The organism is Herbaspirillum seropedicae, assembly GCF_001040945.1.
GTDB lineage: Bacteria > Pseudomonadota > Gammaproteobacteria > Burkholderiales > Burkholderiaceae_D > Herbaspirillum > Herbaspirillum seropedicae.
Map to the genome: position 1 here is coordinate 163,281 of NZ_CP011930.1, position 24,766 is coordinate 188,046.

Here is a 24,766-nt window from a genome sequence, read left to right on the forward strand (position 1 = left end):
TGTCTTGGCCGGTATCGCTGGTATCGCCGGCATCGCAGCAGTGGAGAAAGCAATGGAACTGACGCAACACAACCAGGCCTACGCCGAAGAGCAAGGTTTTTTCCGGCGCCTCGGCGTGCTCGACTGGATCTATGCAGCGGCCCTGGTGGCGGGCTCGCTGTACGCCTTCGGTCGCTTCGGCAGCTATATGGATTACTACGAGAAGGCGGTGCTGCTGCTGGCTGCCCCGACCTTCGCCTGGCTGGGCTGGCACTGGAAACCGGTGCGCCTGCTCATGCTGGTCATCGCCGTGCTCTCGCTGGGCGCCATCGCCCTGTATGGCGGCGCGCTGGAGCTGGCCGACAAGAAATTCTTCCTCAAGTACATGCTCTCCAGCCAGTCCGCCATCCTCTGGATGAGCGCGCTGTTCTGCCTGTCCACGCTGTTCTACTGGGGCGGCCTGGCCACCACCGCCGGCACCGGCAACGCGATCGGTTCGCGCCTGTGCTGGGCTGCCGTGGTGCTGGGCTTCACTGGTCTGATGGTGCGCTGGTACGAGTCCTACCTGATCGGGCCGGACGTGGGGCACATCCCCATTTCCAACCTGTATGAAGTCTTCGTCCTGTTCTGCCTGATCACGGCGCTGTTCTACCTGTACTACGAAGAGCGCTACGCCACCCGCCAGCTGGGCGCCTTCGTGCTCACCGTGATCACCGCAGCAGTGGCCTTCCTGATGTGGTATACCGTTTCGCGGGATGCCGCCGAGATCCAGCCCCTGGTCCCTGCATTGCAGAGCTGGTGGATGAAGATCCACGTACCGGCCAACTTCATCGGCTATGGCACCTTCGCCCTGGCGGCCATGGTGGCGGTGGCCTACCTGCTGCGCCAGAAGGGCTACCTGGCGGACCGCCTGCCTTCGCTGGAGGTGCTGGACGACGTGATGTACAAGGCCATCGCCGTGGGCTTTGCCTTCTTCACTATCGCCACCATCCTGGGCGCGCTGTGGGCCGCTGAAGCCTGGGGCGGCTACTGGTCGTGGGATCCCAAGGAAACCTGGGCGTTGATCGTCTGGCTCAACTATGCCGCCTGGCTGCACATGCGCCTCATGAAGGGCCTGCGCGGCCAGGCCGCCGCCTGGTGGGCGCTGGTGGGCCTGCTGGTGACGACCTTTGCCTTCCTGGGCGTGAACATGTTCCTCTCGGGACTGCACTCCTACGGCGAACTTTGATGGCGCTGGCGGCTCCTTGGAGAGGGCGGCCCCGCCCGGTAGACAAGGAGCAGCAATGAACGATTTCGCCACCTCGCCCGCACTGGTCATCTTCGACTGCGACGGCACCCTGGTGGACAGTGAAGTGGTCGCGGCCCGGGCCTGGTCCGAGTATGTGGCCACCTACGGCGTGCAGCTCACCCCCGAGGACGCTCTGGCGCGCTTTAGGGGCGTGAGCATGAGCTGGTGCATCGCCCATGTCGCACAACTGCGCGGCCAGGCGCTGCCAGCGCATTTCGAGCAGGAGCTGCGCGCGCGCATGGGCGTGATGCTGGAGCAGCACCTGCAGCCTATCAATGGCGCTCTGGAGATGGTGGAGCAGCTGCAGATCCCCTTCGCGCTGGCCTCCAACGCCCCTCACCACAAGATCGAGCTATGCCTGCGGGTGACCGGCCTGCTGCCGCATTTCCACGGGCGCATCTTCAGCGCCTATGACGTGCAGCGCTGGAAACCCGATCCCGCCCTCTTCCTGTTTGCCGCCGAACGTCTGGGCGTGCCGCCCGCGCGCTGCGCGGTGGTGGAAGACAGCCTGCCGGGCGTGCAGGCCGGCCTGGCCGCGGGGATGAAGGTGATCGCCCTGCAAGAGCATGGCGTGCATCCCGACTTGCCCGAGGAGGTCGCTGTCATCACCCACCTGGGTCAATTGCATCCGCATCTGGCCTGAAGGGCTGGCCGCAGGCGCCGCGATTTGGCTAAGATGGAGCCAAGCACATGACCCCGGGCCGCCATGCACCACGCCATCGACCGCGAACGACAAATCATCTATTGCGACCGTGACATCGAAGTGCGCCCGCTCGGGCTGCGCGAAGCACCGGCGCTGTACGACGCGGTGCATCAGTCCATCCATACCATCAGCCAGTGGGAAGCCTGGTGCACCCCCGATTACAGCCTGGCCGATGCCAAATTGTTCCTGCAGCGCGCCATCGAGCAATGGCAGCTCCAGGCGGCCTATGACTTCAACATCGTCGACCGGGCGCGCGGCCTGGTGATCGGGTCGGTGGCCATCAACCAGGTCAGCGCGCTGAACCAGATGGCCAACCTGGGCTACTGGGTGCGCGAGGGCTATACCGGACGCGGCATCGCCGCCGTGGCAGCGCGGGCGGCAGCGGTCTTCGCCTTTGCCCATACCGGGCTGACCCGCCTGGAGATCGTCGCCCAGGCCGGCAACCTGCGCAGCCAGCGCGTGGCCGAGAAGACCGGGGCGACGCTGGAATGCCTGGCGCGCAATCGCCTAGTCTTTCATGGAGAGCCGCGGGACGCCAAGGTCTTTTCGCTGATCCCGGCCGATCTGGGGCGGTCTGTGCCGGTGCATTGCTGAGCTTTCGCAGCGCGTGATAAAGATTGCGTCGAGATAATCTTTCGTCGCTTTTTGGAGTGGAAAAGTGTACGTGGATACTTTTCGCAACACTTTTTTTGCGGTCTTTTTGTTCAGGAAAAGTGCACAATCGCCGGCCTGCTGACAAGCCTGTCAGCCTTGATGGAGGCGGGTTTGGCGAGGTTTTGCAAAGCCGCAATAAAACGTTTCCTGGAAGTAATTTCAATTTGGCTGACAAAATACTGACTTTTCGCGTATTCCAAATCGCCGCTCGGGCGTTACATACATAAAGCGCTGTCAAGAAAGGCCGCGCTTGTGTATCTGGAGCAGTTTCCCGGGATCAAGACAGTGAGCAACATCTTCCGGGGCGCTGCGGGTTCTTCCGAAAAAAAACTCAGGACGGGAGAACGTTGAGCGTCAGCGACGTAAGAGGAAATACGATGCAAGCCATACAACGCAACAAGACCACGAACAATCACCACGCCGGCCGCGCCGCCCAACAATACGTCATGGGCGGGGAAGCGCGCAGCACCCGCTTGTCCAAGCGCCTCAAGAGCGCCGAAGCAGCCCATCAGGACGACGATTGCCATGCGCGCTACGACAAGATCTCCAAGCAGATGGATGACGCGCTCGAAGGGGGCTCGCCCCAGCACTTCAAGCGGCCCAAGATGGAAAGCGACATCATCGCGCGCTGAACCGGCCCTGCTTCAGGGCTGATCCTCGCACGAAAAAAAACAGCCGGAGGCGGTTCGCTCCGGCTGTCATTTTCTCCGCTGTCGACTGCAGTGAGGTTTGGTGAACCTTGCCGCCAGGACGGCAGCTGGCGCTACAGGCTTTCTTCGCGCGCATCGCGCGCCAGCAGCCGCGCCACCATCTCCTGTACCGACACGCCGTCGAACAAGGCCGCCGCCACCGCATCGGTGATCGGCATCTCGACGCCTTTTTCGCGCGCCAGCGCACGCACCGCCTGGGCGCAGCGCACCCCTTCGGCCACGTGACCGAGTTCGGCCACGATATCGTCCAGTTTCTTGTTCTGCGCCAGTCCCAGGCCGACCCGCCGGTTGCGCGAGAGGTCGCCGGTGCAGGTCAGGATCAGGTCGCCCACGCCGGACAGTCCCATGAAGGTTTCTACACGTCCCCCCAGCGCCACGCCGAGCCGGGTGATCTCGGCCAGGCCGCGCGTGATCAGGGCGGCGCGGGCGTTGAGCCCCAAGGCCAGCCCATCGGCCACGCCGGTGGCAATGGCCAGGATGTTCTTGACCGCACCGCCGATTTCCACGCCGATCAGGTCGTCGCTGGAATAGATACGGATATTGTTGCCGTGGACCGCCGCCACGACGCGCTCGCACAAGGCCGCATCGGCGCCGGCAATGGTCAGCGCGCAGGGCAGGCCGCGCGCCACTTCCTGGGCGAAGGAGGGACCCGAGAGGGCGCCTGCGGCCAGTTGCGGTCCCAACACCTCCTGCACCACCTGGTGGGGCAGCAGGCGGGTGCCTTCTTCCAGCCCCTTGCACAGCCAGACCAGATTGGGGATGGGATAGGCGCGCAGTTGACCGGCCAGCTCGCGCAGGCCCGATACCGATGACGCGGCGATCAGCAGGGAATCGGCAGGGTCGTCGCAGACGTGGCGTACCGCCGCGTCGAAGTCGGCCGTCACGGCCAGGCCCTCGGGCAGCGGGAAACCAGGCAGGTAGAGGCTGTTCTCGCGCTGCCGGTCAGCTGCCTGCATGGCCTGGGCATTGCGTCCCCACAGCGTGACCTGATGCTTGTGCGCCAGCGGGATAGCCAGCGCCGTGCCCCATGCACCGGCGCCCAGGATGGTGATCTTCATCGCGGTCCTGCCTCAGTCGCCCCAGACATCGCCAGCCTTGACGAAACCGGTCTGGCCGTCGCGGTGGCGCACCTTGACCCAGCCATTGTTGGGACTTTCCAGCATTTCCAGCAAGACCGACTTGTCAGCCGTGAAGACTACCGGGCTGCTCTCGTCGGCCGCATTGTAGACACGTGCATTGGCTGCCGAGACGACCAGCATGCGCTTGGGCGTGAGGGCCTTGGAGGACACCCAGGACAGCGTGCCGGCGGCGTCCCTGACCTTGCTCCATTCGCCATAGGTCAGCACCACTTCGACCGGCATGCCGCGCGGCGCGACATAGACCCGCCGGCCCTTTTCGGAAGGCGCGTCGTACATGATGGCGGGGGCGGCGCCGACCGATTTGAAGTCCAGGGCCAGGGCGTCCTTGGCCAGGAAAGCACCCAGCAGGGTGGCGGAAAGAATCAGGGGCAGGCGTGTCATGGAAAAGTCTCCGCAGAAGGGAAAGCGCCGCAGCGGCTGCTGCGGCGGCTTGGCGTCATGCCGGGTGCGACCACGCAGGGGCGGCCACCCGGCAGGCGGACAGGTGGGCTGCGTGGATCAGTTGACGGCGGTGGAGCCGTTGTTGACCAGGGTCGCGCCCTGTTGTTCGGCCAGGGCTTGCAGGCGCTGCTGGTAGAACACCTCGAAGTTGATCTCGGCCAGGTGTACCGGCGGGAAACCGGCGCGGGTGATGGCGTCGGCGATGTTGGCGCGCAGGTACGGATAGATGATGTTGGGGCAGCCGATGCCCAGGAGCGGGTCCAGCTGTTCGGCCGGCACGTTGCGGATCTCGAAGATGCCGGCTTGCTTGCCCTCGACCAGGAAGGCGACCTTGTCCTTGACCTTGGCGGTCACGGTGATGGTCACGGTCGATTCGAACACGCCTTCGGCCAGCGCTTCAGCGCCGACGTCCACCGAGACTTCGATCGAAGGGGCTTCCTGCTCCAGGAAGATGGCCGGGGAGTTCGGCTGTTCCAGAGAGAGGTCCTTCAGGTAGACGCGCTGGATCTGGAAAACGGGTTGCTGTTGAGCTTCTTGGTTCTGTTCCGACATGGATCTCTTTCAGGTTCGGTGAATCGATAAGGGGAAGGGTGCTGCCCTGGCCTCAGGCTTGCAGCAGCGGGTCCAGCTTGCCGGCGCGGTCCAGCGCGCTCAGATCGTCGAAGCCGCCGACATGGGTGTCGCCGACGTAGATCTGCGGCACGGTGCGGCGGCCGGTCTGTTGCATCATCAGCTCACGCTGCTGAGGGTCGAGATCGACGCGGATCTTCTCGATCTGCGTGATCCCTTTGCTGGCGAGCAGGCGCTCGGCCATCATGCAATACGGGCACACGGCGGTGCAGTACATCTTCACTGGGGCGCTCATTTTGCCTCCTTGGTGGTCAGCGGCAGGCCCTGGCCCTGCCAGGCGGCGATGCCGCCGTTGAGGCCGTAGACTTCGCTGAAACCGGCTTTCTTCAGCGTGGCTTCGGCGCGGTTGGCCTGGGTGCCGGTCTGGCAGACCACGATGACCGGGCGACCCTTCAACTTGTCGAGCTCGCCGATGCGCTGCGGCAACTCCTTCAACGGGATGTTGCGGGCGTCGCGCAGGTGGCCGGCGGCGAACTGCTCGGCCTCGCGCACGTCCAGCACCAGCACCTTGCCCTGGTTGATCATCTGCGTGGCTTGCAGAAGGCTGAGCTTGTTGCCGCGCTGCTGCAGGTAGGGAACCAGCAGGGCTCCACCCGAGACCAAGGCCAGAGCGATCAGGAAAATATTGTCGATGATGAATTTCACGGCAGTCCAATGAGTTTACTGAATCCCGGCATTATAAAATAGAAGCATTCGCGGTTTGCATGAGAACAGTCTAAGGTTTGCGCCCGGTTCCGCGTATGCGACCTTCGGGCAGCCGCATCGGTTTATCCATCATCAGAAACTAGTCCTGCTATGTACAAAATCGTATTCATGCGCCACGGCGAATCGACCTGGAACCTGGCCAACCGTTTCACCGGCTGGGTCGACGTCGATCTGACCGAGAAGGGCGTGGCTGAAGCCCGCCAGGCCGGCAAGCTGCTCAAGGAAGCCGGCTTCACCTTCGACCTGGCCTATACCTCGGTGTTGAAGCGCGCCATCCGCACCCTCTGGACCACGCTCGATGAAATGGACCAGATGTACATCCCCATCAAGAACGACTGGCGCCTGAACGAACGCCACTACGGCGCCCTGCAGGGCCTGAACAAGGCCGAGACCGCCGCCCAGTACGGCGACGAGCAGGTGCTGGTCTGGCGCCGCAGCTACGACACCCCGCCCAACCCGCTGACCCCGGGCGAGGAGCGCGACGCCTTCGGCGACCCGCGCTACGCCGGCCTGTCGCGTGAGCAGGTGCCGCTGACCGAGTGCCTCAAGGATACCGTGGCGCGCGTGCTGCCGGCCTGGAATGACGCCATCGCCCCGGCCATCCGCGCCGGCAAGCAGATCATCATCTCGGCCCACGGCAACAGCCTGCGCGCCCTGATCAAGTACCTGGACGGCATCAGCGACAACGACATCGTCGGCCTGAACATCCCCAACGGCCAGCCGCTGGTCTATGAACTGGACGCCGACCTCAAGCCCATCAAGAGCTATTACCTGGGCGACCAGTCGGCCATCGAGGCAGCGCTCAAGGCCGTGGCCAACCAAGGGAAGTCGAAATAAAACGGTCTCCCTTCAGCAAGACGCCGGCCGCACAGGCGGCGTCTTTTCCCGGCAAGTGCACCACGCAGGCGCGTTGCGGAGGCTTCTCCCGCGTGTCGCGGGGAGGCATTCGCCCCTGGCTGGCGGGGCTGGCGCTACTGCTGGCCACGGCAGCCGTGCAGTCCCAGCCGATCACCGAGCGCGCCCGGCAGAAGCAGGCCGCCGAGAAGGAACGCGCCGACCTGCAGCAGCGCCTGGCCAATCTCAAGCGCGACATCGACCATACCGAGACTGCCAAGGACAATGCCGCCGATGCGCTGGCAGCCTCCGAGCAGGCCATCTCCAAGGCCAACCGCTCCCTGCGCGACCTGGCGCAGGAGCAGCAGCAGACCGAGGCGCGCCTGAATCAGCTCATACGCCAGCTCAATGAACTGACCGCGCTGGTCAACGCCCAGCAGGCGCAGCTCTCCAAGCTGCTGCGCGAACAGTACGTGGCCGGCAATGAAGACCGCATCAAGCTGCTGCTCTCGGGCGACAATCCCAATCGCATCAACCGCGAGCTGCAGTACATGGGCTATGTGTCGCAAGCCCAGGCCAAGCTGATCGAGACGCTGCGCGCCAACCAGCAGGCCATCCGCGCCAACAAGGCCGACACCCAGAACGCCAAGTTCGAACTGGAAGAAATCGCCCAGGAAGAGCTGGAGCAGAAAAAGGTGCTGGAGCGCGAAAAGGGCCGTCGCCAGACCCTGCTGTCGCAGCTTTCCACCAAACTCAACGCCCAGCGCCAGGAAGCCGGCCGCATCGAGCAGGACCAGCAGCGCCTGTCCAGCCTGGTGGACAAGCTGGCGCAGATCATCGAGCAACAGAAAAAGGCCGAAGCCGAAGCCCGCGAGAAGCGTCGCCAGGAACAATTGGCAAAAGCCAAGGCCGAACGTGAGAAGCGTCTGGCTGAGCAGCGCGCCCGCGCCGAGAAGCGTGCCGCCGAAGCGGCCAAGGCGGCCAAGGAAGGCAAGCCGGCGCCGAAGATGCCGGACCCGGCCGACGCCATCGATGACGACGAACCACCGCAACAGGCATCGCTGGGCCGCAACGACACCGTGCCGGAGCCGCAGCCAGACAACTTCGGCAAGCCCTTCGCCAGCCTGCGTGGGCAATTGCATCTGCCGGTCAAGGGTGATCTGATGGCGAAATTCGGCAGCCGCCGGGGTGACGGACCGACCAGTCGTGGCCTCTTTATCCGCGCCCACGAAGGGGCGGAAGTGCGTGCGGTAGCGGCCGGACGGGTGGTCTTTGCGGACTGGCTGCGTGGTTTCGGCAATCTGATCATCGTGGACCATGGCAACCAGTACATGACGATCTATGGCAACAACCAGTCGGTATTGAAGCGCGCCGGCGATCTGGTCAAGGCAGGCGACACCATTGCCACCGCAGGCAATAGCGGCGGCAACGAGCAATCGGGTTTATACTTTGAAATGCGGTATCAAGGCCGCGCATTCGACCCACAGGGGTGGGTAACTTCTAGGTGACACATGGGCAGCAAACTCAAGAATATCGGTTTGATCGGTTTGGGCATGGTGGCAGGCGCCACCGCGATGATTCAGTTCGACGCCATCGCGCAAAAGAATGCAACGGCGTCGCTGCCCCTGGAGGAGCTGCGCCAGATGGCCGACGTGTTCGGCCTCATCAAGTCGGATTATGTCGAGCAGGTCGATGACAAAAAGCTGTTGACCGAAGCCATTTCCGGCATGGTCTCCTCGCTCGATCCGCACTCCGCCTATCTGGACAAGAAGGCCTACAAGGAGCTGCGCGAAGGCACCATGGGCAAGTTTGTCGGCCTGGGCATCGAGGTCGGCATGGAAGATGGCTACGTCAAGGTCATCTCCCCCATCGAGGATTCGCCGGCCTTCCGCGCCGGCATCAAGGCCGGTGACCTGATCACCCGCCTGGACAGCACCCCGGTCAAGGGCCTGACCCTGGATGAAGCCGTCAAGAAGATGCGCGGCGAACCCAATACCAAGATCACCCTGACGATCGCCCGCAAGGACGAAGACAAGCCCATCATCCTGACCATCACCCGTCAGGAGATCCGCGTGCAGAGCGTCAAGTCCAAGGTGGTCGAACCCGGCTACGCCTGGCTGCGCGTGACCCAGTTCCAGGAGCCGACGGTGGACGACATGTCCAAGAAGCTGGCCGCCATCTATGCCCAGGAACCCAACCTGAAGGGCATCGTGCTGGACCTGCGCAATGACCCGGGCGGCGTGCTGCCGGGCGCCATCGGCGTGGCTGCGGCCTTCCTGCCCAAGGATTCGGTGGTGGTGTCCACCAATGGCCAGCTGCCCAGCTCCAAGCAGACCTTCTACGCCAAGCGCGAGTACTACGCCTCCAACCCGCTGTCGGATCCGCTGTCGCGCCTGCCGGACGCCATCAAGAAGGTGCCGATGGTGGTCCTGATCAACAGCGGCTCGGCGTCGGCGTCCGAAATCGTGGCCGGCGCCCTGCAGGATTACAAGCGCGCCACCATCATGGGCACCCAATCCTTCGGCAAGGGTTCGGTGCAGTCGGTGATCGCCTTGCCGCCGGAGAAGAACACCGCCGTCAAGCTGACCACCGCCCGCTACTACACGCCCAAGGGCCGTTCCATCCAGGCACGCGGCATCGTGCCGGACATCATGGTGGATGAATATCCCGATGGCGATGGCCTGAACGGCCTGCGCCTGCGTGAAGCCGACCTGTCCAAGCACCTCACCAACGACACCGACAAGTCCGCCGAGGTCAAGGCCAAGTCGATGGATGAACAGTCCGAAGAACGCCTGATCGCCGCCGAGAAGAAGCGCAAGCCCATGGACTTCGGCAGCAAGGATGACTTCCAGCTGATGCAGGCCCTGAACCAGTTGAAGGGGCTGCCGGTCAAGGTCTCCAACGCCAAGCCGGAAGTGCGTAACGAAGAAGGCAAGAACGACACTCCGGTGAAAGACGAGCGCAAGGATAACAAGGCGCCGGCCGAGAAGATCGACACCACCAAGTAAGCCGCCGCCCTCGCGGGCAGGCACATCGGGCCGCTAGCACTTGCCAGCGGCCCTTTTTCATTCTTCATGTGAGCGAGGCCCGACGACGATGGATGATCAACAGCTGCTGCGCTACTCGCGCCACATCCTGCTCGACGAGATCGACATCGACGGACAGACCCGGCTGCTGCAAGGACATGCCCTGGTGATCGGCGCCGGCGGCCTCGGTTCACCGGCGGCCATGTACCTGGCCTCGGCCGGGGTAGGGCGCATCACCCTGGTGGACCACGACACGGTGGACCTGACCAACCTGCAGCGCCAGATCATGCACACCACGGCCCGGGTCGGCCAGCCCAAGGTGGAGTCGGGCCGCCAGGCGCTGGAGCAGATCAATCCCGGCGTGCAGGTCACCGCCCTGGCCGAGCGCGTGGAAGCAGAGCGGCTGCACGCGCTGGTCGCCCAGGCCGACGTGGTGCTGGACTGCAGTGACAACTTCGCCACCCGCCATGCCGTCAACCGCGCCTGTGTGGCCGCTGGCGTGCCGCTGGTCTCGGGCGCGGCGATCCGCTTCGATGGTCAGGTCAGTGTGTTCGACCCGCGCCAGGACGCCAGTCCCTGTTATGCCTGCCTGTTCCCCCCCGAGCGCGAGTTCGAGGAAGTGCAGTGCTCCACCATGGGCGTGTTTTCCCCCCTGGTGGGCATCATCGGCACCATGCAGGCGGCCGAGGCAATCAAGCTCCTGGCCGGGATCGGTCGCTCGCTGGCCGGACGCCTGCTCATCCTCGACGCCCGCGAGATGGAGTGGACCTCCATTACCGTGGGCCGCGACCGCCAATGCCCGGTGTGTGCGAAGCGCCACGCCCAGCAGGCCTGAATTGCCATCCTGGCAAGCCCCTGTACTTCCATCCTGCCCCGTTCTTCTGGTATAAACACGCTTGGATGTTGCAATGCAAATAGCATGCACATCGAGCCAGGCTGATGTTCGGAACGACGACAATTCATAAGCGCGATCAGCCCGCCCTGCATTTGCCCGCAACCGGGGACGTCATGAACCGCTCCATGAAACGGTTTTCCAGCCCGCAGCCGACTGTGTGCCGGCCCTTGAGCCCGGGGCTTGGCATCCGGAATCGTTGGTGTACAATCCTTGACCGCGAAAAAGCGTACGCTATCGGCAAGTCGGCCCGCCAGGAGGGAACCCATCGGGCCGGGGGAAGGCGTGAACGTCAAGCGAAGAGGTGCCAACGCGGCTAGGGAAGTGGATTCACAAGCGACCTGTTCCGGCAGCCAAGCATGAGCCGGGATAATGGATATAGTTGAAAAACCCGTAGTATTGAAAGTAAGCGAAGTGGCAACCAAAACTCCCAAAACTACCCCTGCAGCGCAGTTGTTGACCGAGGAAGAAATCCTCAAGATGGACGAGAAGGACTACATGAACGAAGCGCAGCTCGCTTTCTTCAAGGCCCGTCTCCAGCAACTGGAAAAGGATCTGCTCAAGAACGCGGATGAGACCACCGAACACCTGCGCGAAACCGTGCTGGTGCCGGACCCGGCCGACCGCGCCACCATCGAGGAAGAACATGCCCTCGAACTGCGCACCCGTGACCGCGAACGCAAGCTGCTCAAGAAAGTGCAGCAGTCCATCGTGGCCATCGACAACGGTGAGTACGGCTGGTGCGAAGAGACCGGTGAACCGATCGGCATCCCGCGTCTACTGGCGCGCCCGACCGCGACCCTGTCGCTGGAAGCGCAGCAACGCCGCGAACTGAAGCAAAAGCTCTACGGCGACTGATCCCCGCCACTGCAGGATGAAGCCTGTGCCGCGCGGCGGCCAGGCGCGGCGCCGGCACTGTCTGCCGGTGCTGGCTGACTGACCCCGTCGATCCGGGCCTGCGCCATGGGCGCCCTTGTCCAACCCCTGTCATCCTGCGAGCCCTACACCGGCCATGTCCCCTCTGCACCGCCTGCGCTGTCTGCACACTCCAGCCCTCGTCGCCATCTTGGCGATGTCGCTGCTGCTGGCGCAGATGCTGGGTTTCGTGCACGGCATCGCGCACGCTGGCTGGGCGCCGGGGACCGTGCATTCGCTCATCAGCGATGCGCTCTTTGATGAGGGCGAGGGCGACGACCATGCCGCCTCTGCGCATGTGCATGGTGGACAGCAGCAGGGCGAGGACCACGCCCATGTCCACGCCGACCACTCGCACCACTCCTGCGTTTCCTACGATGCCGCCGCCCTGTCGGCCGGCGCGCACTTCGATTTCCCGCCGCTGCCCCTGATGCCGCCGGTGCGGGTACTGGCTCTCTGGCAGGCGTTCGCCTCCTGGGATCCGCCGCTCAACTGCCATTTCTCCTCGCGCGCGCCGCCGCGCTGAATTCCTCCCCCTGCTAGCTTCTGACTGGTTGCCGGTTGTCCCGCGCGCATCCGGCCGCCGCTGACCTGGTCTTGTCGACCGCAGGCAGCGCGGCCCGGGCGCGTGTTGACGGCCGGTGTATCCGCGCCGCCTGTCCCACCCTCATATGACGGGCTGCGCCTCTGCACAACAAGGAATTCACATGGCAATCCAACGCCAACTCATCGCCACGGCGGTGCTCTCCGCACTGGCTACCTGGTCGCTGGCGGCCTCGGCCCAGACCGCTGCGCCTGCTGCACCGATTGACCCTGCTGTTTCGGTTACTCCTGCTGCTCCCGCTGCTCCCGCCGCCGCCCAGCCGGCGCTGCAACCCATCGTCGTGACCGCCACCCCCTTCGGTTCGCAGGAAGATGTCCAGGTCCTCACCCCAGCCAAGGTCATTGCCGGCGACGAGCTGCGCAACAAGCTGGGCAACTCGCTGGGCGAGACGCTGTCCTCCGAACTCGGTGTGTCGGCCTCGGCCTTCGGCGCAGGTGCGTCGCGTCCCATCATCCGTGGCATGGAAGGTCCGCGCGTGATGATCCTGCAGAACGGCATGGGCGTCTCTGACGTCTCCACCGTCTCCAATGACCATGCAGTTGCCACCGAAGCGGCGACCGCCCGCCAGATCGAGATCCTGCGCGGTCCGGCGGCGCTGCTCTATGGATCGGGCGCCATCGGCGGCCTGGTCAACGTGGTCAATGACCGTATCCCCACCGAGCTGGTGGGCAAGCCCACCGGTACCGTCGAAGGCCGCTACGGCACGGTCGATGGTGAAAAGAACACCTCCTTCTCGCTGGACACCTCGGCTGGCCAGATCGGCCTGCACCTGGATGGCAACTATCGCGATACCAGCGACTACAAGATCCCCGGCAATGCCCGCCAGGGCGACGGCAGCACGGCCTCGGGCCGCCTGCCCAACTCGTTTACGCATGAATCCAGCGTCGGCCTGGGCGCGTCCTATGTGAGCAACTGGGGTTATGTAGGCGTGTCTGCTGCTACGCTGGACGATCACTACGGCATCCCCACCAGCGAGCTGTCCTTCATCGATCTGCACCAGAACCGCTACGACATCGACACCGTGGTCAACCAGCCCTTCGCCGGCATCGAGAAACTGCGCATGCGGCTGGGCTATACCGACTACACCCACATCGAGAAGCAACGCGACGGCACCCCCGATACCGTGTTTTCCAATCGCGCCGTGCAGACCCGCTGGGAACTGACGCACGCGCCCCTGGCGGGATGGCATGGGACCTTCGGCGTGCAGACCGAGCAGAGCAACTACTCGGCCCTGTCGGCCGCCACTGGCGCAGCAGAGCTGACCCCGCCGACCCGCTCGACCTCGTTTGCCGGCTTCCTCGTGGAAGAGCGCCAGTTCGGCCAGGTGCTGGCCAGCGCCGGCCTGCGCGGCGAGAGCGTGAGCCGCCGTCCGGATGCCGGCAGGCAGGGACGCGACTTCAACCTCCTGTCCTGGTCCACCGGCGCGCTATGGACCTTCCAGCCCGGCTATGGCCTGGGCCTGACCTACTCGCTGGCGCAGCGTGCGCCGACGGTAGAGGAGCTGTATTCCAATGGTCCGCATGAATCGACTTCCACCTTCGACATCGGCAGCAGCCAGTTGAAGAAGGAAACCTCCCACAACATCGAACTGAGCCTGCAGAAGACCGAAGGCCTGGTGCGCTGGAAGGGCAACCTGTTCCGCAACAAGGTCAACAACTACATCTACGGTCGCACCAACGGCCAGGTCGATGACAGCGGCGCGGCCGATCCCAATGGTGAATTCACCCAGCGCTTCTGGTCGCAGGCCGATGCCGCCATCCGTGGTGCGGAAGCCGAGGTCAGCTACAACTGGAACGGTGAAGGCATGTCGGGCCGCCTGTTCGCCGATACCTCACGCGGCACCTTGGACAACCTGGGCAACATCCCCCTGCAACCCGCCACCCGCTATGGCGTCGAACTGGGCTACAAGACCGGCCCCTGGGCCAGCGGCATGAAGGTGCTGCGGGCGCAGCGGCAGGACCGGCTGGCGTCCTTCGAGACCTATGCCACGCCGTCCTATACCCAGGTCGATGCCAACCTGTCCTATACCCAGAAGCTCAATGGCGTGAAGCTGACCTGGTTCGCGCTGGCGCGCAACCTGCTCAACCAGGACATCCGCCTGTCCACCTCGGTGCTGCGCGAAACCGTGCCGATGGGTGGGCGCAATTTCATCGTGGGTGCGCGCACCAGCTTCTGACCGGCCCCCCCAGTGCTGGAGGGAGCCTGCACCTCGCTCCAGCACGGTTTTGCCCGGCTCCTCCGCAAGGGGGCGCCGGGTTTTTTTTCGCGCTGCCGCTAGGGCAGGGCGTCATGACGCCGTTACGGGGCGGGCGGGAAGTCCAGCACCGTATCGTTGACGCGGTTGAACAGGTTGGTGAAGGTGATGGCCGTCACCGCCAGCAGGATATCGACGATCTGGGCATCGCTGTAGACCGCGCGCACGCGCTCGACCACGGAAGCTGCCACGGTGCCGCTGCTGCCGACCAGCCCGCGTACGAAGTCCGCCAGCACGTCGAGCCTGTCGTCACCGGAGGGCTGGCCGTGACGCACACCCTGGATCGCCTGGGCATCCAGCCCGGCCTTCCTGCCCATGAGCGTGTGGGCGGCCAGGCAGTAGTCGCAACCGGCCTGTTGGCTCACGGCTAGCTTGACGGCCTCGATTTCCTTGGCTGACAGGCTGCTCTTGCGCAGAGCGCCATCCAGGTGCAGCGCCGACTCCAGCGCGACCGGGCTGAGCGTGCCGATGCCCGCATAGGCATTGGGGACCATGCCGACGGCCGACTTGATGGCGGCAAACAGTTGGGCGGCCTGGCCGCTGGCTTCGCTGAGAGGGGCAATGGTGAGACGGGACATGGTGTTCTCCTTGAACGGGTGGACGCAGGGCGGTGGGGCGGGATTGCCTTCCTGACCGTGTTGCGCATGGACGTACTGTAGCCCCGGAGAAGGAAACGATGAATGCTCAGAAATGACATAAAATTGCTCAAAAATTCCACTCCTGTCCCGTGAGCCCTGAGCATGGATGCCCTCAGTCACCTGCTGTTCCTGCACCCGGTGCGCGCCGCACTGGATATCCGCTGCCGCTTCGGCCAGCCCTGGCATCTGCAGAATGCCGCCCAGCCTCAGGGAACCGCGCCCTATCACTTCATCCTCGAAGGCCAGGCGCAGCTGCAATGGGGCGCTGGCGAGCCGCTGGCGCTGCAGGCCGGCGACCTGGTCGTGCTGGTGCGGGGTGCGGCGCATGGCCTGTTCACCGCCCCGGCGGCGCAGGCTGCGGCGGTGCGGGTGGCCAGCACGACCGCGCCCGTGGCCTTGCATGTCAACGGGCAAGCAGGAGAGGGGGCCCCTGCCTTGTCCGATTTCCTCTGTGGACAATTCACTTTCGATGCGCCGCACTCCCATGCCCTGATGCAGGCCTTGCCCGACCTGCTCTGGATACGTGGGGCCGAGCTGCCCGAGGGCCATGGCTTGCGCACCCTGGCTACGCTGTTGCGCGACGAATGCGGCGGCAGTGAGGGTATCGATGCTATCGAGGCCCGGCCCGGCGCCCAGGCGGTGGTGGCCAGTCTGGCGGCGGCGCTGTTCGGACTGGCCGTGCGCGCCTGGCTGGCCCAGTCCGGACCCACGCCGGGTTTGCTGGCCCTGCTCGCCCACCCGCTGCTGCACAAGGCCATGCAGGCGATGCTGAAGGCGCCCGCCGAAGACTGGTCACTGCCGCGTCTGGCGGCCTTGTGCCATATGTCGCGGGCGACCTTCATCCGGCGCTTCGCAGAAGTCGGCGCCAGCACGCCCGCCCAGGTGCTGATGCAATTGCGCATGGCCCAGGCCGCGCGCTTGTTGAGCTACAGCAAACAGGCCACGGCGCAGATCGGCGAAGCTGTGGGATATCAGTCGGAGGCGGCCTTCAACCGGGTCTTCCGCAAATACAGCGGCATGGGGCCGGGTGCATACCGGCGCCAGGCGCGTGCAGCAGGCGAAGGGCAGCAATAGCAGAGAAACGATAGGTGGCGGCGCTAGCGGATCGGCAGGCGGATGGTGTTCTTCACCTCTTCCATCACCGCATAGGTATGGGTCTCGCGCACGCCCTTCAGTTGCAGCAGCGACTTGCCCAGGAATTCACGATAGGCGTTCATGTCCTTGACCCGCGACTTGACCAGGTAATCGAAGCCGCCGGCCACCATGTGGCATTCCATGATCTCGGGAATGCTCTGCACGCTCTTCTTGAATTCGGCGAAGACGTCTGGCGTGGTGCGGTCCAGCACCACTTCGATGAAGACCAGCAGCGATACGTCCAGCAGTTCGGGATTGAGTTGCGCCGCATAGCCCAGGATGTAGCCGGCCTCCTGGAGCTTGCGCACCCGCTCCAGGCAGGCCGCCGGCGACAGGTTCACCCGTGCGGCCAGATCGACGTTGCTGATGCGGCCATCGTTTTGCAGCTCCGCCAGAATTTTCTTGCTGATTTTGTCGAGTCCGGCCATGGTTTCTGAACTTTATTCAGTGAAAAAAATATTTAGAGAATTTTATTCTGATTATAAAGGCAATAAACGCGCCTAATATCAAGGAAGAGTCAATAGAATCCTCCCTCATAAAAAACATAACGTAATGCGGGCAGCGGGCTCAATCGAGCGCCTCTGCACGGATGACAGCAGTAACACCGGCAATTCTGTTGGCCCATGTTGTTTTGCCATGCCCTGCCTCTCACAAGGAATGCAGGGTGGCGCAAATCCTGCTTTTCAGCGTTTTCAATGCAATCACCCAACCGCAGTCTGACTTTCTAGAAGAGAGGAAACACCCCATGTTCAAGCGCGTCTCCGGACTCAACATCATTGCCGCCTCGCTGGCCCTGATCCCCGCCTTCGCCATGGCGCAGGAGACCCAGGTCGTCAAGATCGGTTTCTCCAGCCCGCTGACCGGCCCCCAGGCCTCGGCCGGCAAGGATAACCAGGGCGGCCTGATGATGGCCATCGAGCGTCTGAATGCGCAACCCATTACCGTGGGCGGCAAGAAGATCAAGTTCGACGTCATCGCCGAAGATGACCAGGCCGATCCGAAGTCGGGCGTGGCAGTGGCCCAGAAGCTGGCTGACCAGGGCGTCAAGGCCATCGTCGGCCCCTACAACTCGGGCGTGACCATCCCCGCTTCGCGCGTCTACAACGATGCCGGCATCGTGGTGGCCACCGTGGCCTCCAACCCCAAGATCACCCAGCAGGGCTTCGCCACCCTGTTCCGCGTGGCCGCCAGCGACAGCCAGCTGGGCGGCAAGATGGCCCTGTACGCCGCCAAGGAACTGAAGTTCAAGCGCGTGGCCGTGATCGATGACCGCACCGCCTACGGCCAAGGCCTGGCGCAGGAATTCATCAAGGTCGCCAAGGCCAACGGCATCGACGTGGTCAGCACCGACTTCACCAACGACAAGGCCACCGACTTCACCGCCATCCTGACCTCGATCAAGGGCAAGAAGCCCGACGCCGTGTTCCTGGGCGGCTACGCTCCGCAAGGCGGCCCGATCAAGCGCCAGATGAAGCAACTGGGCGTGGATGTGCCGCTCATGGGCGGCGACGGCATCTGCTCGCCGGAAATGGGCCGCCTCGGTGGCGACGCCATCGGCGAATCGGTCTACTGCACCCAGGGCGGCACCATGTTGGACAAGGCCAAGGAAGGCAAGGTCTTCTCCGACGAATACCAGAAGAAATACAACCGTCCCGCCGAGACCTATGCCGTCTCCTTCTACGACGGCATGATGCTCATCGCCCAGGCCATGAAGCAGGCCAACTCGGTCGACCCCAAGCAGTTCGGCCCGGCCCTGGCCAAGATCAGCTACAAGGGCGTGGCCGGCCAGTATGACTTCGACGCCAACCACGACCTGAAGCAATCGCCCGTCACCGTCTATCGCTTCAAGGATGGCCTGCCGGTGCCGCTGACCAGCTACTGATCGCTGCTCGCTCCTGCGCATCGGGCCGCAAGCGCACGCTTGCCGCCAACCGGCGGGTGTGCGCTGGCCTCCCCACCTCGTTTCACGATCGCTTTGCAAGCCCTTCCCCGCGGCCTGGCCGCAGGGGAGCGGCTGGCTGCAACTTTCGCGCGCTGCGTGGCCGTGGTGTACCCTGTGTTTCCCGCTTTGCCGGCCCGCGCTGTACCCTGCCCTACCGTAAGGAAGTCCATGCTCAGCTATACCCGCACCGTCCAGACCATCGATGCCCACACCGGCGGCGAACCGCTGCGCATCGTGGTGTCGGGCCTGCCGAAGATCCCGGCTGGCACCATCCTCGAGCAGCGCGCCTGGCTGCGCGAACATCGCGACGACCTGCGCTGCTTCCTCATGAACGAACCGCGCGGCCACGCCGACATGTATGGCGCCTACCTGTTGCCGCCGGTCACGGCAGGCGCGGATTTCGGCGTCATCTTCATCCACAACGAAGGCTACAGCGACATGTGCGGCCACGGCATCATCGCCCTGGGCAAGGTGCTGGTGGAGATGGGCTATGTCGAGCGCACCTCGCCGCAGACGCGCATCTGCTTCGACGCTCCGGCCGGCTTCATCGAAGCCTTCGTCGAGTGGGATGGCGAGCGCGCCGGCAAGGTCAGCTTCAACAATGTGCCGGCCTTCATCTATCGCCGCGACGTCGAAGTCGACACGCCCGGGTTTGGCAAGATCACTGGCGACATCGTCTTTGGCGGCGCCTTCTACTACTACATCAACGCCACCCAGGCCGGCCTGACCGTCAAGCCCGAACTGGTGCGCCAGCTGATCCAGCTGGGGGCCGAAACCAAGGCCGCCGTCATGGCCAAGGTCGCCATCGCCCATCCGCTGGAACCGGGCCTGAACACGCTGTACGGCACCATCATCGACAGCGCACCCAATTTCCCCGGCGCGGACCAGTCCAATGTCTGCATCTTCGCCGACCGCGAAGTGGACCGCTCGCCCACCGGCACCGGCACCTCGGGCCGCGCCGCCCAGCTGTTCCTGCGCGGGCAATTGGCGCTGAACCAGCCCTACGTCAATGGCAGCATCGTCGGTAGCAACTTCGGCGTGCGCGTGACCGCCGCCACCCAGGTCGGCCCCTTCGAGGGCGCGCTCACCGAGGTCAGCGGCTACGCCCACATCATGAGTACCAACCAATGGGTGCTGGAACAATCCGATCCTTTCCCGACCGGCTTCTTCCTGCGCTGACCTACAGGACCACGCATGCACATTCTCGATCCCCGTCAGACCGCCCAGGCCCTGCCGTATGCCGCGCTGGTCGATGCGCTGGCGCGCGCCACGCAGGAACTGGCCGATGGCCGCATCCGCGCCCCCGAGCGCCAGGTGGTTCCCATCGATGCCGCCAGCGTGCTGCTGGGCATGCCCGCCATTGCCGATGACCTGTCCGTGACCAAGCTCATCACGGTGCACGCCGATAACGCCCGTCACCAACTGCCCGCCATCCAGGGCGAGGTGATTGCCTTCGAGACGCAGACCGGTCGCCGCCTGGCCCTCATGGATGGCCCCACCGTCACCGCTCGCCGCACCGCCGCCATGAGCATGCTGGGCATTCGCACGCTGTTGCCGCGCCAGCCGCAATCGGCGCTGCTGATCGGCACCGGCGTACAGTCGGCCGCGCATGCCGATGCGCTGGTGGAGTTCTTCGGCGTGCGCCAGTTCTGGATCGTCGCGCGCGATCTTGCTCGCACCCAGGCCTTCTGCCGCGCCTTGAGCGAACGTCATCCGCAGGCAGTGGCCAGTCCGCTGCCGGCGCAGATGCTGCAACAGGATCTGCCGCATACCGATGTGGTGATTGCCCTGACCACCTCGCGCAGCGCCGTCATCCCCGAGCACATCGCGGCCGATACGCTGGCCATCGGCGTGGGCGCCTTCAAGCCGGATATGGTGGAATTTCCCGCCAGCCTGCTGCATGCGCGCCGCATCGTGGTCGATGACCTCGCCGGTGCGCACCATGAAGCAGGGGACCTGATCCAGGCTGGCGTGGACTGGTCCGGCGTGGTGGCCATCGCCGATGTGGTGGCTGGTCGTGCTCCCGCTGCAGCGCTGGCCAGCGGCGCTGCGCTGCCAGTCTTCAAGACCGTCGGCCAGGCCGCCTGGGACCTGGCCGCCGCCCGCGTGATGCGAGCGACGCTGGGCCTGTGATACCAAGCCGGATGCGCGAGAGATCGCGCTCTTTTTTTATCCGCCGGTTTTCTTCTTTCCGCTCTTCTTGCTTTTGTTTTTCTGCTTTTTGTTTTTTCTTATTTTTCTTATAAATCACCGTCCCACAGGAGACACCGCTTCATGGACATTTTCATCCAGCAGATCATCAACGGATTGGTGCTAGGCAGCATGTACGCACTGATCGCCCTGGGCTACACCATGGTGTATGGGGTGCTGAACCTGATCAACTTCGCCCACGGCGACATCCTGATGGTGGGTGCGATGGTCGGCCTGTCGCTGCTCAAAGTGGTGCAGCAGGTGGCGCCCGGCCTGCCAGGCATCGTGCAGCTGGTCATCGCCATCGTCGGCGCCATTCCGGTGTGTATCGTGGTGAGCCTGCTCATCGAACGCATCGCCTATCGTCCCCTGCGCAACGCCCCGCGCCTGGCCCCGCTGATCACGGCCATCGGCGTGTCCATCCTGTTGCAGACCTTGGCCATGATGATCTGGGGCCGCAGCCCCTTGCCCTTCCCGCAGGTCATGCCGTCGGACCCGGTGCATATCGCAGGCGCCCTCATTTCGCCCACGCAGATCATGCTGCTGGCGCTGGCCGTGCTGGCCATGGTGGGCCTGGTGCTGATCGTGGAAAAGACCAAGATGGGCCGCGCCATGCGCGCCACCGCCGAGAATCCACGCATCGCCGGCTTGATGGGCGTGGACGCCAACAAGGTCATCGTGGTCACCTTTGCCATCGGCGCCGGCCTGGCCGCCATTGCCGGGGTCATGTGGGCGGCCAACTATTCCACCGCGCAATTCGCCATGGGCTTCGTGCCGGGCCTGAAGGCCTTCTCGGCCGCCGTGCTGGGCGGCATCGGCAACATCTACGGCGCCATGCTGGGCGGCATCCTGCTGGGCCTGATCGAAAGCCTGGGCGCGGGCTACATCGGCGACCTGACCGGCAACTTCCTGGGCAGCAACTACCAGGACATCTTTGCCTTCATCGTGCTCATCATCGTGCTGACCCTGCGTCCCTCGGGGATCATGGGCGAGCGCGTCGCTGACCGCGCCTGAGCCTGGCCTATCCTCCAGTCATCCACACCTTTATAGAACCAGAAGAGAAGACCTATGGCTCTCCTAACTTTCGACATGAAGCGCAATCCCCAGCAAGCCCGCATCAGCCTCTTGCTGCTGCTGGCCCTGATGATCGTGTTTCCCTTCGTGGCCCAGCAGTTCGGCAATTCCTGGGTGCGCATCATGGACGTGGCGCTGCTCTACATCATGCTGGCTCTGGGCCTGAACGTGGTGGTGGGCTTTGCTGGCCTGCTGGACCTGGGCTACATCGCCTTCTACGCCATCGGTGCGTATAGCGCGGGCTTGCTGGCCTCGCCGCAGTTTGCGGCGGTCATCGAGTCCTTCGTCAACACCTATCCCAGCGTCGGCAACTTCCTGGTGTGGCTGTGCGGTCCCGAGATCGTGCAGAACGGCATCCACCTCTCGCTGTGGCTGATCGTGCCGATCTCGGCCTTTCTGGCTGCGCTCTTCGGTGCGCTGCTGGGAGCGCCGACCCTGAAGCTGCGCGGCGACTACCTCGCCATCGTGACGCTGGGCTTTGGCGAGATCATCCGCATCTTCATGAACAACCTCAACGCCCCGGTCAACATCACCAACGGGCCGCAGGGCATCAACCTGATCGATCCGATCAAGGTGTTCGGCGTCTCGCTGGCCGGTGAGCCCGGCTCGGGCTCGATGGTCAAGGTCTTCGGCATGAGCATGCCCTCGGTCAATGCCTATTACTTCCTGTTCCTGCTGTTGTGCATCGGCGTGATCTTCTTCTCGGTGCGGCTGCAGGATTCGCGCCTGGGCCGGGCCTGGGTCGCCATCCGCGAAGACGAGATCGCCGCCAAGGCGATGGGCATCAACACCCGCAACGTCAAGCTGCTGGCCTTCGCCATGGGCGCGTCCTTTGGCGGCGTGGCCGGGGCCATGTTCGGCGCCTTCCAGGGCTTCGTCTCGCCGGAATCGTTCTCGCTGACCGAATCCATCGCCGTGCTGGCCATGGTGGTGCTGGGCGGCATCGGCCACATTCCTGGCGTGGTGCTGGGCGGCGTGATCCTGGCGGCGCTGCCGGAAGTGCTGCGTCACGTGGTGGAGCCGGTGCAGATGGCCATCTTCGGGAAGGTCTGGATCGATGCCGAAGTGCTGCGCCAGCTGCTCTACGGCCTGGCCATGGTAGTGATCATGCTGACCCGCCCGGCCGGCCTGTGGCCCTCGCCGCGCCATGAAGACCGCCCCGAAGCGGACCATACCCAAGTCGGCACGACCGGCGAAGTCAAAGCCTAAGCAGGAGAGAACAAGATGAGCCAGACACTGCTCAAGATCCGCGACGTCAGCAAGCGCTTCGGCGGCCTGCAAGCCTTGAACGGCGTGGGCATCACTATCGAGCGCGGCCAGATCTATGGCCTGATCGGCCCCAATGGCGCGGGCAAGACCACCTTCTTCAACGTCATCACCGGTTTGTATCAACCCGACACCGGCACCTTCGAACTGGACGGCAAGCCCTATTCGCCCAGCGCCCCGCATGAAGTGGCCAAGGCCGGCATTGCCCGCACCTTCCAGAACATCCGCCTGTTCGGCGAGATGACCGTGCTGGAAAACGTGATGGTGGGCTGCCATGTGCGTACCAGACAGAACGTCTTCGGCGCCGTGTTCCGCCACAAGGCCGCCCGTGAAGAGGAAGCGGCCATCCGCGAGAAATCGCAGAAGCTGCTGGACTTCGTGGGCATCGGCCAGTTCGCCAAGCGCACCGCGCGGCACCTGTCGTATGGCGACCAGCGCCGCCTGGAGATCGCCCGCGCCTTGGCGACCGATCCGCAACTGCTGGCGCTGGACGAACCGGCCGCCGGCATGAACGCCACCGAGAAGCTGGGCCTGCGCGAGCTGCTGGTGAAGATCCAGGCCGAGGGCAAGACCATCCTGCTGATCGAACACGACGTCAAGCTGATGATGGGCCTGTGCAACCGCATCACGGTGCTGGACTACGGCAAGCCCATTGCCGAAGGCGTGCCGGCCGATGTGCAGAAGAACCCGGCGGTGATTGAGGCCTATTTGGGTGCGGGACATTAAATGAGGGGGCGTAGCTGTGTCAGTTGCGTCGCTACGTACCGTTCGTCCTGAGTAGCGGCGCAGCCGCGTATCGAAGCCTGTCCTGAGCCTGCCGAAGGGGCGCGCAGGTGCGTCTTCGATACGCGGCAAAGCCGCTACTCAGTCCGAACGGTAGTGGATTAATTTCAGTACAGCCTCCAAGCAGAGAGCACAGAACATGACAACCAACATTCTTAAAGTCCAACAACTGAGCGTGGCCTATGGCGGCATCCAGGCCGTCAAGGGGATTGACCTGGAGGTCAATGAAGGCGAACTGGTCACGCTGATCGGCGCCAACGGCGCGGGCAAGACCACCACCCTCAAGGCCATCACCGGCACGCTGCCGGCCAGCCGTGTCGAGGGGCATATCGAGTATCTGGGCCAGCCGCTCAAGGGCAAGAAGTCCTTCGAGCTGGTCAAGGACAAGCTGGCGATGGTGCCGGAAGGGCGGGGCGTCTTCACGCGCATGAGCATCCAGGAAAACCTGTTGATGGGCGCCTACACCAGCGATGACAAGGGCCAGATCGCGGCCGATATCGACAAGTGGTTCGCGGTCTTCCCGCGCCTGAAGGAGCGCGCGGCGCAGATGGCGGGTACGCTCTCGGGCGGCGAACAGCAGATGCTGGCGATGGCGCGGGCGCTGATGAGCCATCCCAAGCTGCTGTTGCTGGATGAACCGTCGATGGGCTTGTCGCCGATCATGGTGGAGAAGATCTTCGAGGTGATCCGCAATGTGTCGGCGCAGGGCATCACCATCCTGCTGGTGGAGCAGAACGCCAAGCTGGCGCTGGAGGCGGCGCATCGCGGTTACGTGATGGAGTCGGGCCTGATCACCATGCAGGGGCAGGCGCAGCAGATGCTGGATGATCCGCGGGTGAAGGCGGCTTATCTCGGTGAAGGCTGAGTTGTATCGCAGCCCGGGCCGCACCACGCCGCAACCGCAAGGTCTGCGGCGTTTTTTTCGGCGGCGCTGCACGGCCCGCGCAGGCGCGCCGGGACTGGAT

General features: G+C 64.2%; 26 protein-coding genes. 19 read left to right on the forward strand and 7 right to left on the reverse strand.

Annotated features, from left to right (window positions below; genetic code table 11):
• Window positions 1–52 precede the first annotated feature (52 nt).
• The 4 genes from ccsB (at window position 53) to ACP92_RS00785 (ending at window position 3,256) form a co-directional block, all read left to right on the forward strand.
• Window positions 53–1,207, forward strand: coding sequence for a c-type cytochrome biogenesis protein CcsB (gene ccsB, locus ACP92_RS00770; RefSeq protein WP_013232204.1), 1,155 nt, complete (start codon window positions 53–55; stop codon window positions 1,205–1,207).
• A 55-nt stretch (window positions 1,208–1,262) separates the two neighbouring features.
• On the forward strand, window positions 1,263–1,910 hold the full coding sequence (locus ACP92_RS00775; protein ID WP_013232205.1) for an HAD family hydrolase: 648 nt from the start codon (window positions 1,263–1,265) through the stop codon (window positions 1,908–1,910).
• Window positions 1,911–1,973: 63 nt separating this feature from the next.
• A complete protein-coding gene (locus ACP92_RS00780; RefSeq protein ID WP_013232206.1) occupies window positions 1,974–2,564 on the forward strand; it encodes a GNAT family N-acetyltransferase in 591 nt (196 codons plus the stop codon).
• Between the two features lie 437 nt (window positions 2,565–3,001).
• Complete coding sequence (locus tag ACP92_RS00785) at window positions 3,002–3,256, forward strand: hypothetical protein (RefSeq protein WP_041309953.1); 255 nt, start codon at window positions 3,002–3,004, stop codon at window positions 3,254–3,256.
• 131 nt (window positions 3,257–3,387) lie between these two features.
• Here ACP92_RS00785 and ACP92_RS00790 read toward each other — a convergent pair whose 3' ends face one another.
• The 5 genes from ACP92_RS00790 to ACP92_RS00810 all read right to left on the reverse strand — a co-directional run bounded on the left by ACP92_RS00790 (window position 3,388) and on the right by ACP92_RS00810 (window position 6,189).
• Window positions 3,388–4,392 (reverse strand): NAD(P)H-dependent glycerol-3-phosphate dehydrogenase, encoded by a 1,005-nt coding sequence (locus tag ACP92_RS00790; protein WP_013232207.1) that lies wholly within the window; start codon window positions 4,390–4,392, stop codon window positions 3,388–3,390.
• Between the two features lie 12 nt (window positions 4,393–4,404).
• Window positions 4,405–4,854, reverse strand: coding sequence for an SH3 domain-containing protein (locus tag ACP92_RS00795; RefSeq protein ID WP_013232208.1), 450 nt, complete (start codon window positions 4,852–4,854; stop codon window positions 4,405–4,407).
• Window positions 4,855–4,971: 117 nt separating this feature from the next.
• Window positions 4,972–5,466 (reverse strand): protein-export chaperone SecB, encoded by a 495-nt coding sequence (secB, locus tag ACP92_RS00800; RefSeq protein ID WP_013232209.1) that lies wholly within the window; start codon window positions 5,464–5,466, stop codon window positions 4,972–4,974.
• A 52-nt stretch (window positions 5,467–5,518) separates the two neighbouring features.
• Window positions 5,519–5,779, reverse strand: coding sequence for a glutaredoxin 3 (gene grxC / locus ACP92_RS00805; protein WP_013232210.1), 261 nt, complete (start codon window positions 5,777–5,779; stop codon window positions 5,519–5,521).
• A complete protein-coding gene (locus ACP92_RS00810) occupies window positions 5,776–6,189 on the reverse strand; it encodes a rhodanese-like domain-containing protein (protein ID WP_013232211.1) in 414 nt (137 codons plus the stop codon). The genes grxC and ACP92_RS00810 overlap by 4 nt, the downstream gene beginning before the upstream one ends.
• Before the next feature lie 150 nt (window positions 6,190–6,339).
• On the opposite strand from ACP92_RS00810, the gene gpmA reads away from it, so the two are divergent.
• The 7 genes from gpmA (at window position 6,340) to ACP92_RS00845 (ending at window position 14,696) form a co-directional block, all read left to right on the forward strand.
• Window positions 6,340–7,086 (forward strand): 2,3-diphosphoglycerate-dependent phosphoglycerate mutase, encoded by a 747-nt coding sequence (gpmA, locus tag ACP92_RS00815; RefSeq protein WP_013232212.1) that lies wholly within the window; start codon window positions 6,340–6,342, stop codon window positions 7,084–7,086.
• A 92-nt stretch (window positions 7,087–7,178) separates the two neighbouring features.
• Window positions 7,179–8,591, forward strand: coding sequence for a murein hydrolase activator EnvC family protein (locus ACP92_RS00820; RefSeq protein ID WP_013232213.1), 1,413 nt, complete (start codon window positions 7,179–7,181; stop codon window positions 8,589–8,591).
• Between the two features lie 3 nt (window positions 8,592–8,594).
• The gene (locus ACP92_RS00825; RefSeq protein ID WP_013232214.1) at window positions 8,595–10,091 is read left to right on the forward strand and encodes a S41 family peptidase; all 1,497 of its coding nucleotides are present in this window, start codon (window positions 8,595–8,597) and stop codon (window positions 10,089–10,091) included.
• Between the two features lie 88 nt (window positions 10,092–10,179).
• Complete coding sequence (locus tag ACP92_RS00830) at window positions 10,180–10,944, forward strand: HesA/MoeB/ThiF family protein (protein ID WP_013232215.1); 765 nt, start codon at window positions 10,180–10,182, stop codon at window positions 10,942–10,944.
• A 429-nt stretch (window positions 10,945–11,373) separates the two neighbouring features.
• Window positions 11,374–11,859 carry an RNA polymerase-binding protein DksA gene (dksA, locus tag ACP92_RS00835; RefSeq protein ID WP_013232217.1) on the forward strand — a complete coding sequence of 162 codons (486 nt, stop codon included), beginning with the start codon at window positions 11,374–11,376 and terminating at the stop codon, window positions 11,857–11,859.
• A 154-nt stretch (window positions 11,860–12,013) separates the two neighbouring features.
• Window positions 12,014–12,442 carry a hypothetical protein gene (locus ACP92_RS00840; protein WP_013232218.1) on the forward strand — a complete coding sequence of 143 codons (429 nt, stop codon included), beginning with the start codon at window positions 12,014–12,016 and terminating at the stop codon, window positions 12,440–12,442.
• A 181-nt stretch (window positions 12,443–12,623) separates the two neighbouring features.
• Entirely contained in the window at window positions 12,624–14,696 is a 2,073-nt protein-coding gene (locus tag ACP92_RS00845) for a TonB-dependent receptor (RefSeq protein ID WP_013232219.1), read from the forward strand.
• A 122-nt stretch (window positions 14,697–14,818) separates the two neighbouring features.
• On the opposite strand, the gene ACP92_RS00850 is transcribed toward ACP92_RS00845, so the two are convergent.
• Window positions 14,819–15,352 carry a carboxymuconolactone decarboxylase family protein gene (locus ACP92_RS00850; protein WP_013232220.1) on the reverse strand — a complete coding sequence of 178 codons (534 nt, stop codon included), beginning with the start codon at window positions 15,350–15,352 and terminating at the stop codon, window positions 14,819–14,821.
• A gap of 162 nt (window positions 15,353–15,514) precedes the next feature.
• Here ACP92_RS00850 and ACP92_RS00855 point away from each other — a divergent pair, with 162 nt between their 5' ends.
• A complete protein-coding gene (locus ACP92_RS00855; RefSeq protein ID WP_013232221.1) occupies window positions 15,515–16,486 on the forward strand; it encodes an AraC family transcriptional regulator in 972 nt (323 codons plus the stop codon).
• Window positions 16,487–16,509: 23 nt separating this feature from the next.
• Here the strand turns inward: ACP92_RS00855 and ACP92_RS00860 are convergent, their stop codons facing one another.
• Window positions 16,510–16,974: an Lrp/AsnC ligand binding domain-containing protein gene (locus ACP92_RS00860; RefSeq protein ID WP_008334229.1), complete on the reverse strand. Its 465-nt coding sequence runs from the start codon at window positions 16,972–16,974 to the stop codon at window positions 16,510–16,512.
• A 317-nt stretch (window positions 16,975–17,291) separates the two neighbouring features.
• On the opposite strand from ACP92_RS00860, the gene ACP92_RS00865 reads away from it, so the two are divergent.
• From ACP92_RS00865 to ACP92_RS00895, 7 genes are all read left to right on the forward strand, one after another.
• A complete protein-coding gene (locus ACP92_RS00865) occupies window positions 17,292–18,428 on the forward strand; it encodes a branched-chain amino acid ABC transporter substrate-binding protein (RefSeq protein ID WP_013232222.1) in 1,137 nt (378 codons plus the stop codon).
• 228 nt (window positions 18,429–18,656) lie between these two features.
• Window positions 18,657–19,667, forward strand: coding sequence for a trans-3-hydroxy-L-proline dehydratase (gene lhpH, locus ACP92_RS00870; RefSeq protein WP_013232223.1), 1,011 nt, complete (start codon window positions 18,657–18,659; stop codon window positions 19,665–19,667).
• Window positions 19,668–19,682: 15 nt separating this feature from the next.
• A complete protein-coding gene (locus ACP92_RS00875) occupies window positions 19,683–20,621 on the forward strand; it encodes a delta(1)-pyrroline-2-carboxylate reductase family protein (protein WP_013232224.1) in 939 nt (312 codons plus the stop codon).
• 141 nt (window positions 20,622–20,762) lie between these two features.
• Window positions 20,763–21,692 (forward strand): branched-chain amino acid ABC transporter permease, encoded by a 930-nt coding sequence (locus ACP92_RS00880; protein WP_013232225.1) that lies wholly within the window; start codon window positions 20,763–20,765, stop codon window positions 21,690–21,692.
• Between the two features lie 54 nt (window positions 21,693–21,746).
• Entirely contained in the window at window positions 21,747–22,961 is a 1,215-nt protein-coding gene (locus ACP92_RS00885) for an ABC transporter permease subunit (RefSeq protein ID WP_013232226.1), read from the forward strand.
• A 15-nt stretch (window positions 22,962–22,976) separates the two neighbouring features.
• Window positions 22,977–23,744: an ABC transporter ATP-binding protein gene (locus ACP92_RS00890; protein WP_013232227.1), complete on the forward strand. Its 768-nt coding sequence runs from the start codon at window positions 22,977–22,979 to the stop codon at window positions 23,742–23,744.
• Between the two features lie 196 nt (window positions 23,745–23,940).
• Complete coding sequence (locus tag ACP92_RS00895; RefSeq protein WP_013232228.1) at window positions 23,941–24,666, forward strand: ABC transporter ATP-binding protein; 726 nt, start codon at window positions 23,941–23,943, stop codon at window positions 24,664–24,666.
• The last annotated feature ends 100 nt before the right edge of the window (window positions 24,667–24,766 follow it).

Excerpts from the sequence above, each read along its gene's own strand:
- ACP92_RS00785 (WP_041309953.1), top strand. The coding sequence starts at position 3,002 with ATGCAAGCCATACAACGCAACAAGACCACGAACAATCACCACGCCGGC.
- ACP92_RS00855 (WP_013232221.1), top strand. The coding sequence starts at position 15,515 with ATGGATGCCCTCAGTCACCTGCTGTTCCTGCACCCGGTGCGCGCCGCA.
- ACP92_RS00875 (WP_013232224.1), top strand. The coding sequence starts at position 19,683 with ATGCACATTCTCGATCCCCGTCAGACCGCCCAGGCCCTGCCGTATGCC.
- ACP92_RS00885 (WP_013232226.1), top strand. The coding sequence starts at position 21,747 with ATGGCTCTCCTAACTTTCGACATGAAGCGCAATCCCCAGCAAGCCCGC.
- ACP92_RS00825 (WP_013232214.1), top strand. The coding sequence starts at position 8,595 with ATGGGCAGCAAACTCAAGAATATCGGTTTGATCGGTTTGGGCATGGTG.
- ACP92_RS00790 (WP_013232207.1), bottom strand. The coding sequence starts at position 4,392 with ATGAAGATCACCATCCTGGGCGCCGGTGCATGGGGCACGGCGCTGGCT.
- ACP92_RS00845 (WP_013232219.1), top strand. The coding sequence starts at position 12,624 with ATGGCAATCCAACGCCAACTCATCGCCACGGCGGTGCTCTCCGCACTG.
- ACP92_RS00840 (WP_013232218.1), top strand. The coding sequence starts at position 12,014 with ATGTCCCCTCTGCACCGCCTGCGCTGTCTGCACACTCCAGCCCTCGTC.
- ccsB (WP_013232204.1), top strand. The coding sequence starts at position 53 with ATGGAACTGACGCAACACAACCAGGCCTACGCCGAAGAGCAAGGTTTT.
- ACP92_RS00780 (WP_013232206.1), top strand. The coding sequence starts at position 1,974 with ATGCACCACGCCATCGACCGCGAACGACAAATCATCTATTGCGACCGT.
- lhpH (WP_013232223.1), top strand. The coding sequence starts at position 18,657 with ATGCTCAGCTATACCCGCACCGTCCAGACCATCGATGCCCACACCGGC.
- ACP92_RS00795 (WP_013232208.1), bottom strand. The coding sequence starts at position 4,854 with ATGACACGCCTGCCCCTGATTCTTTCCGCCACCCTGCTGGGTGCTTTC.
- ACP92_RS00850 (WP_013232220.1), bottom strand. The coding sequence starts at position 15,352 with ATGTCCCGTCTCACCATTGCCCCTCTCAGCGAAGCCAGCGGCCAGGCC.
- secB (WP_013232209.1), bottom strand. The coding sequence starts at position 5,466 with ATGTCGGAACAGAACCAAGAAGCTCAACAGCAACCCGTTTTCCAGATC.
- ACP92_RS00880 (WP_013232225.1), top strand. The coding sequence starts at position 20,763 with ATGGACATTTTCATCCAGCAGATCATCAACGGATTGGTGCTAGGCAGC.
- gpmA (WP_013232212.1), top strand. The coding sequence starts at position 6,340 with ATGTACAAAATCGTATTCATGCGCCACGGCGAATCGACCTGGAACCTG.
- ACP92_RS00890 (WP_013232227.1), top strand. The coding sequence starts at position 22,977 with ATGAGCCAGACACTGCTCAAGATCCGCGACGTCAGCAAGCGCTTCGGC.
- ACP92_RS00830 (WP_013232215.1), top strand. The coding sequence starts at position 10,180 with ATGGATGATCAACAGCTGCTGCGCTACTCGCGCCACATCCTGCTCGAC.
- ACP92_RS00775 (WP_013232205.1), top strand. The coding sequence starts at position 1,263 with ATGAACGATTTCGCCACCTCGCCCGCACTGGTCATCTTCGACTGCGAC.
- ACP92_RS00860 (WP_008334229.1), bottom strand. The coding sequence starts at position 16,974 with ATGGCCGGACTCGACAAAATCAGCAAGAAAATTCTGGCGGAGCTGCAA.
- ACP92_RS00865 (WP_013232222.1), top strand. The coding sequence starts at position 17,292 with ATGTTCAAGCGCGTCTCCGGACTCAACATCATTGCCGCCTCGCTGGCC.
- grxC (WP_013232210.1), bottom strand. The coding sequence starts at position 5,779 with ATGAGCGCCCCAGTGAAGATGTACTGCACCGCCGTGTGCCCGTATTGC.
- dksA (WP_013232217.1), top strand. The coding sequence starts at position 11,374 with ATGGATATAGTTGAAAAACCCGTAGTATTGAAAGTAAGCGAAGTGGCA.
- ACP92_RS00895 (WP_013232228.1), top strand. The coding sequence starts at position 23,941 with ATGACAACCAACATTCTTAAAGTCCAACAACTGAGCGTGGCCTATGGC.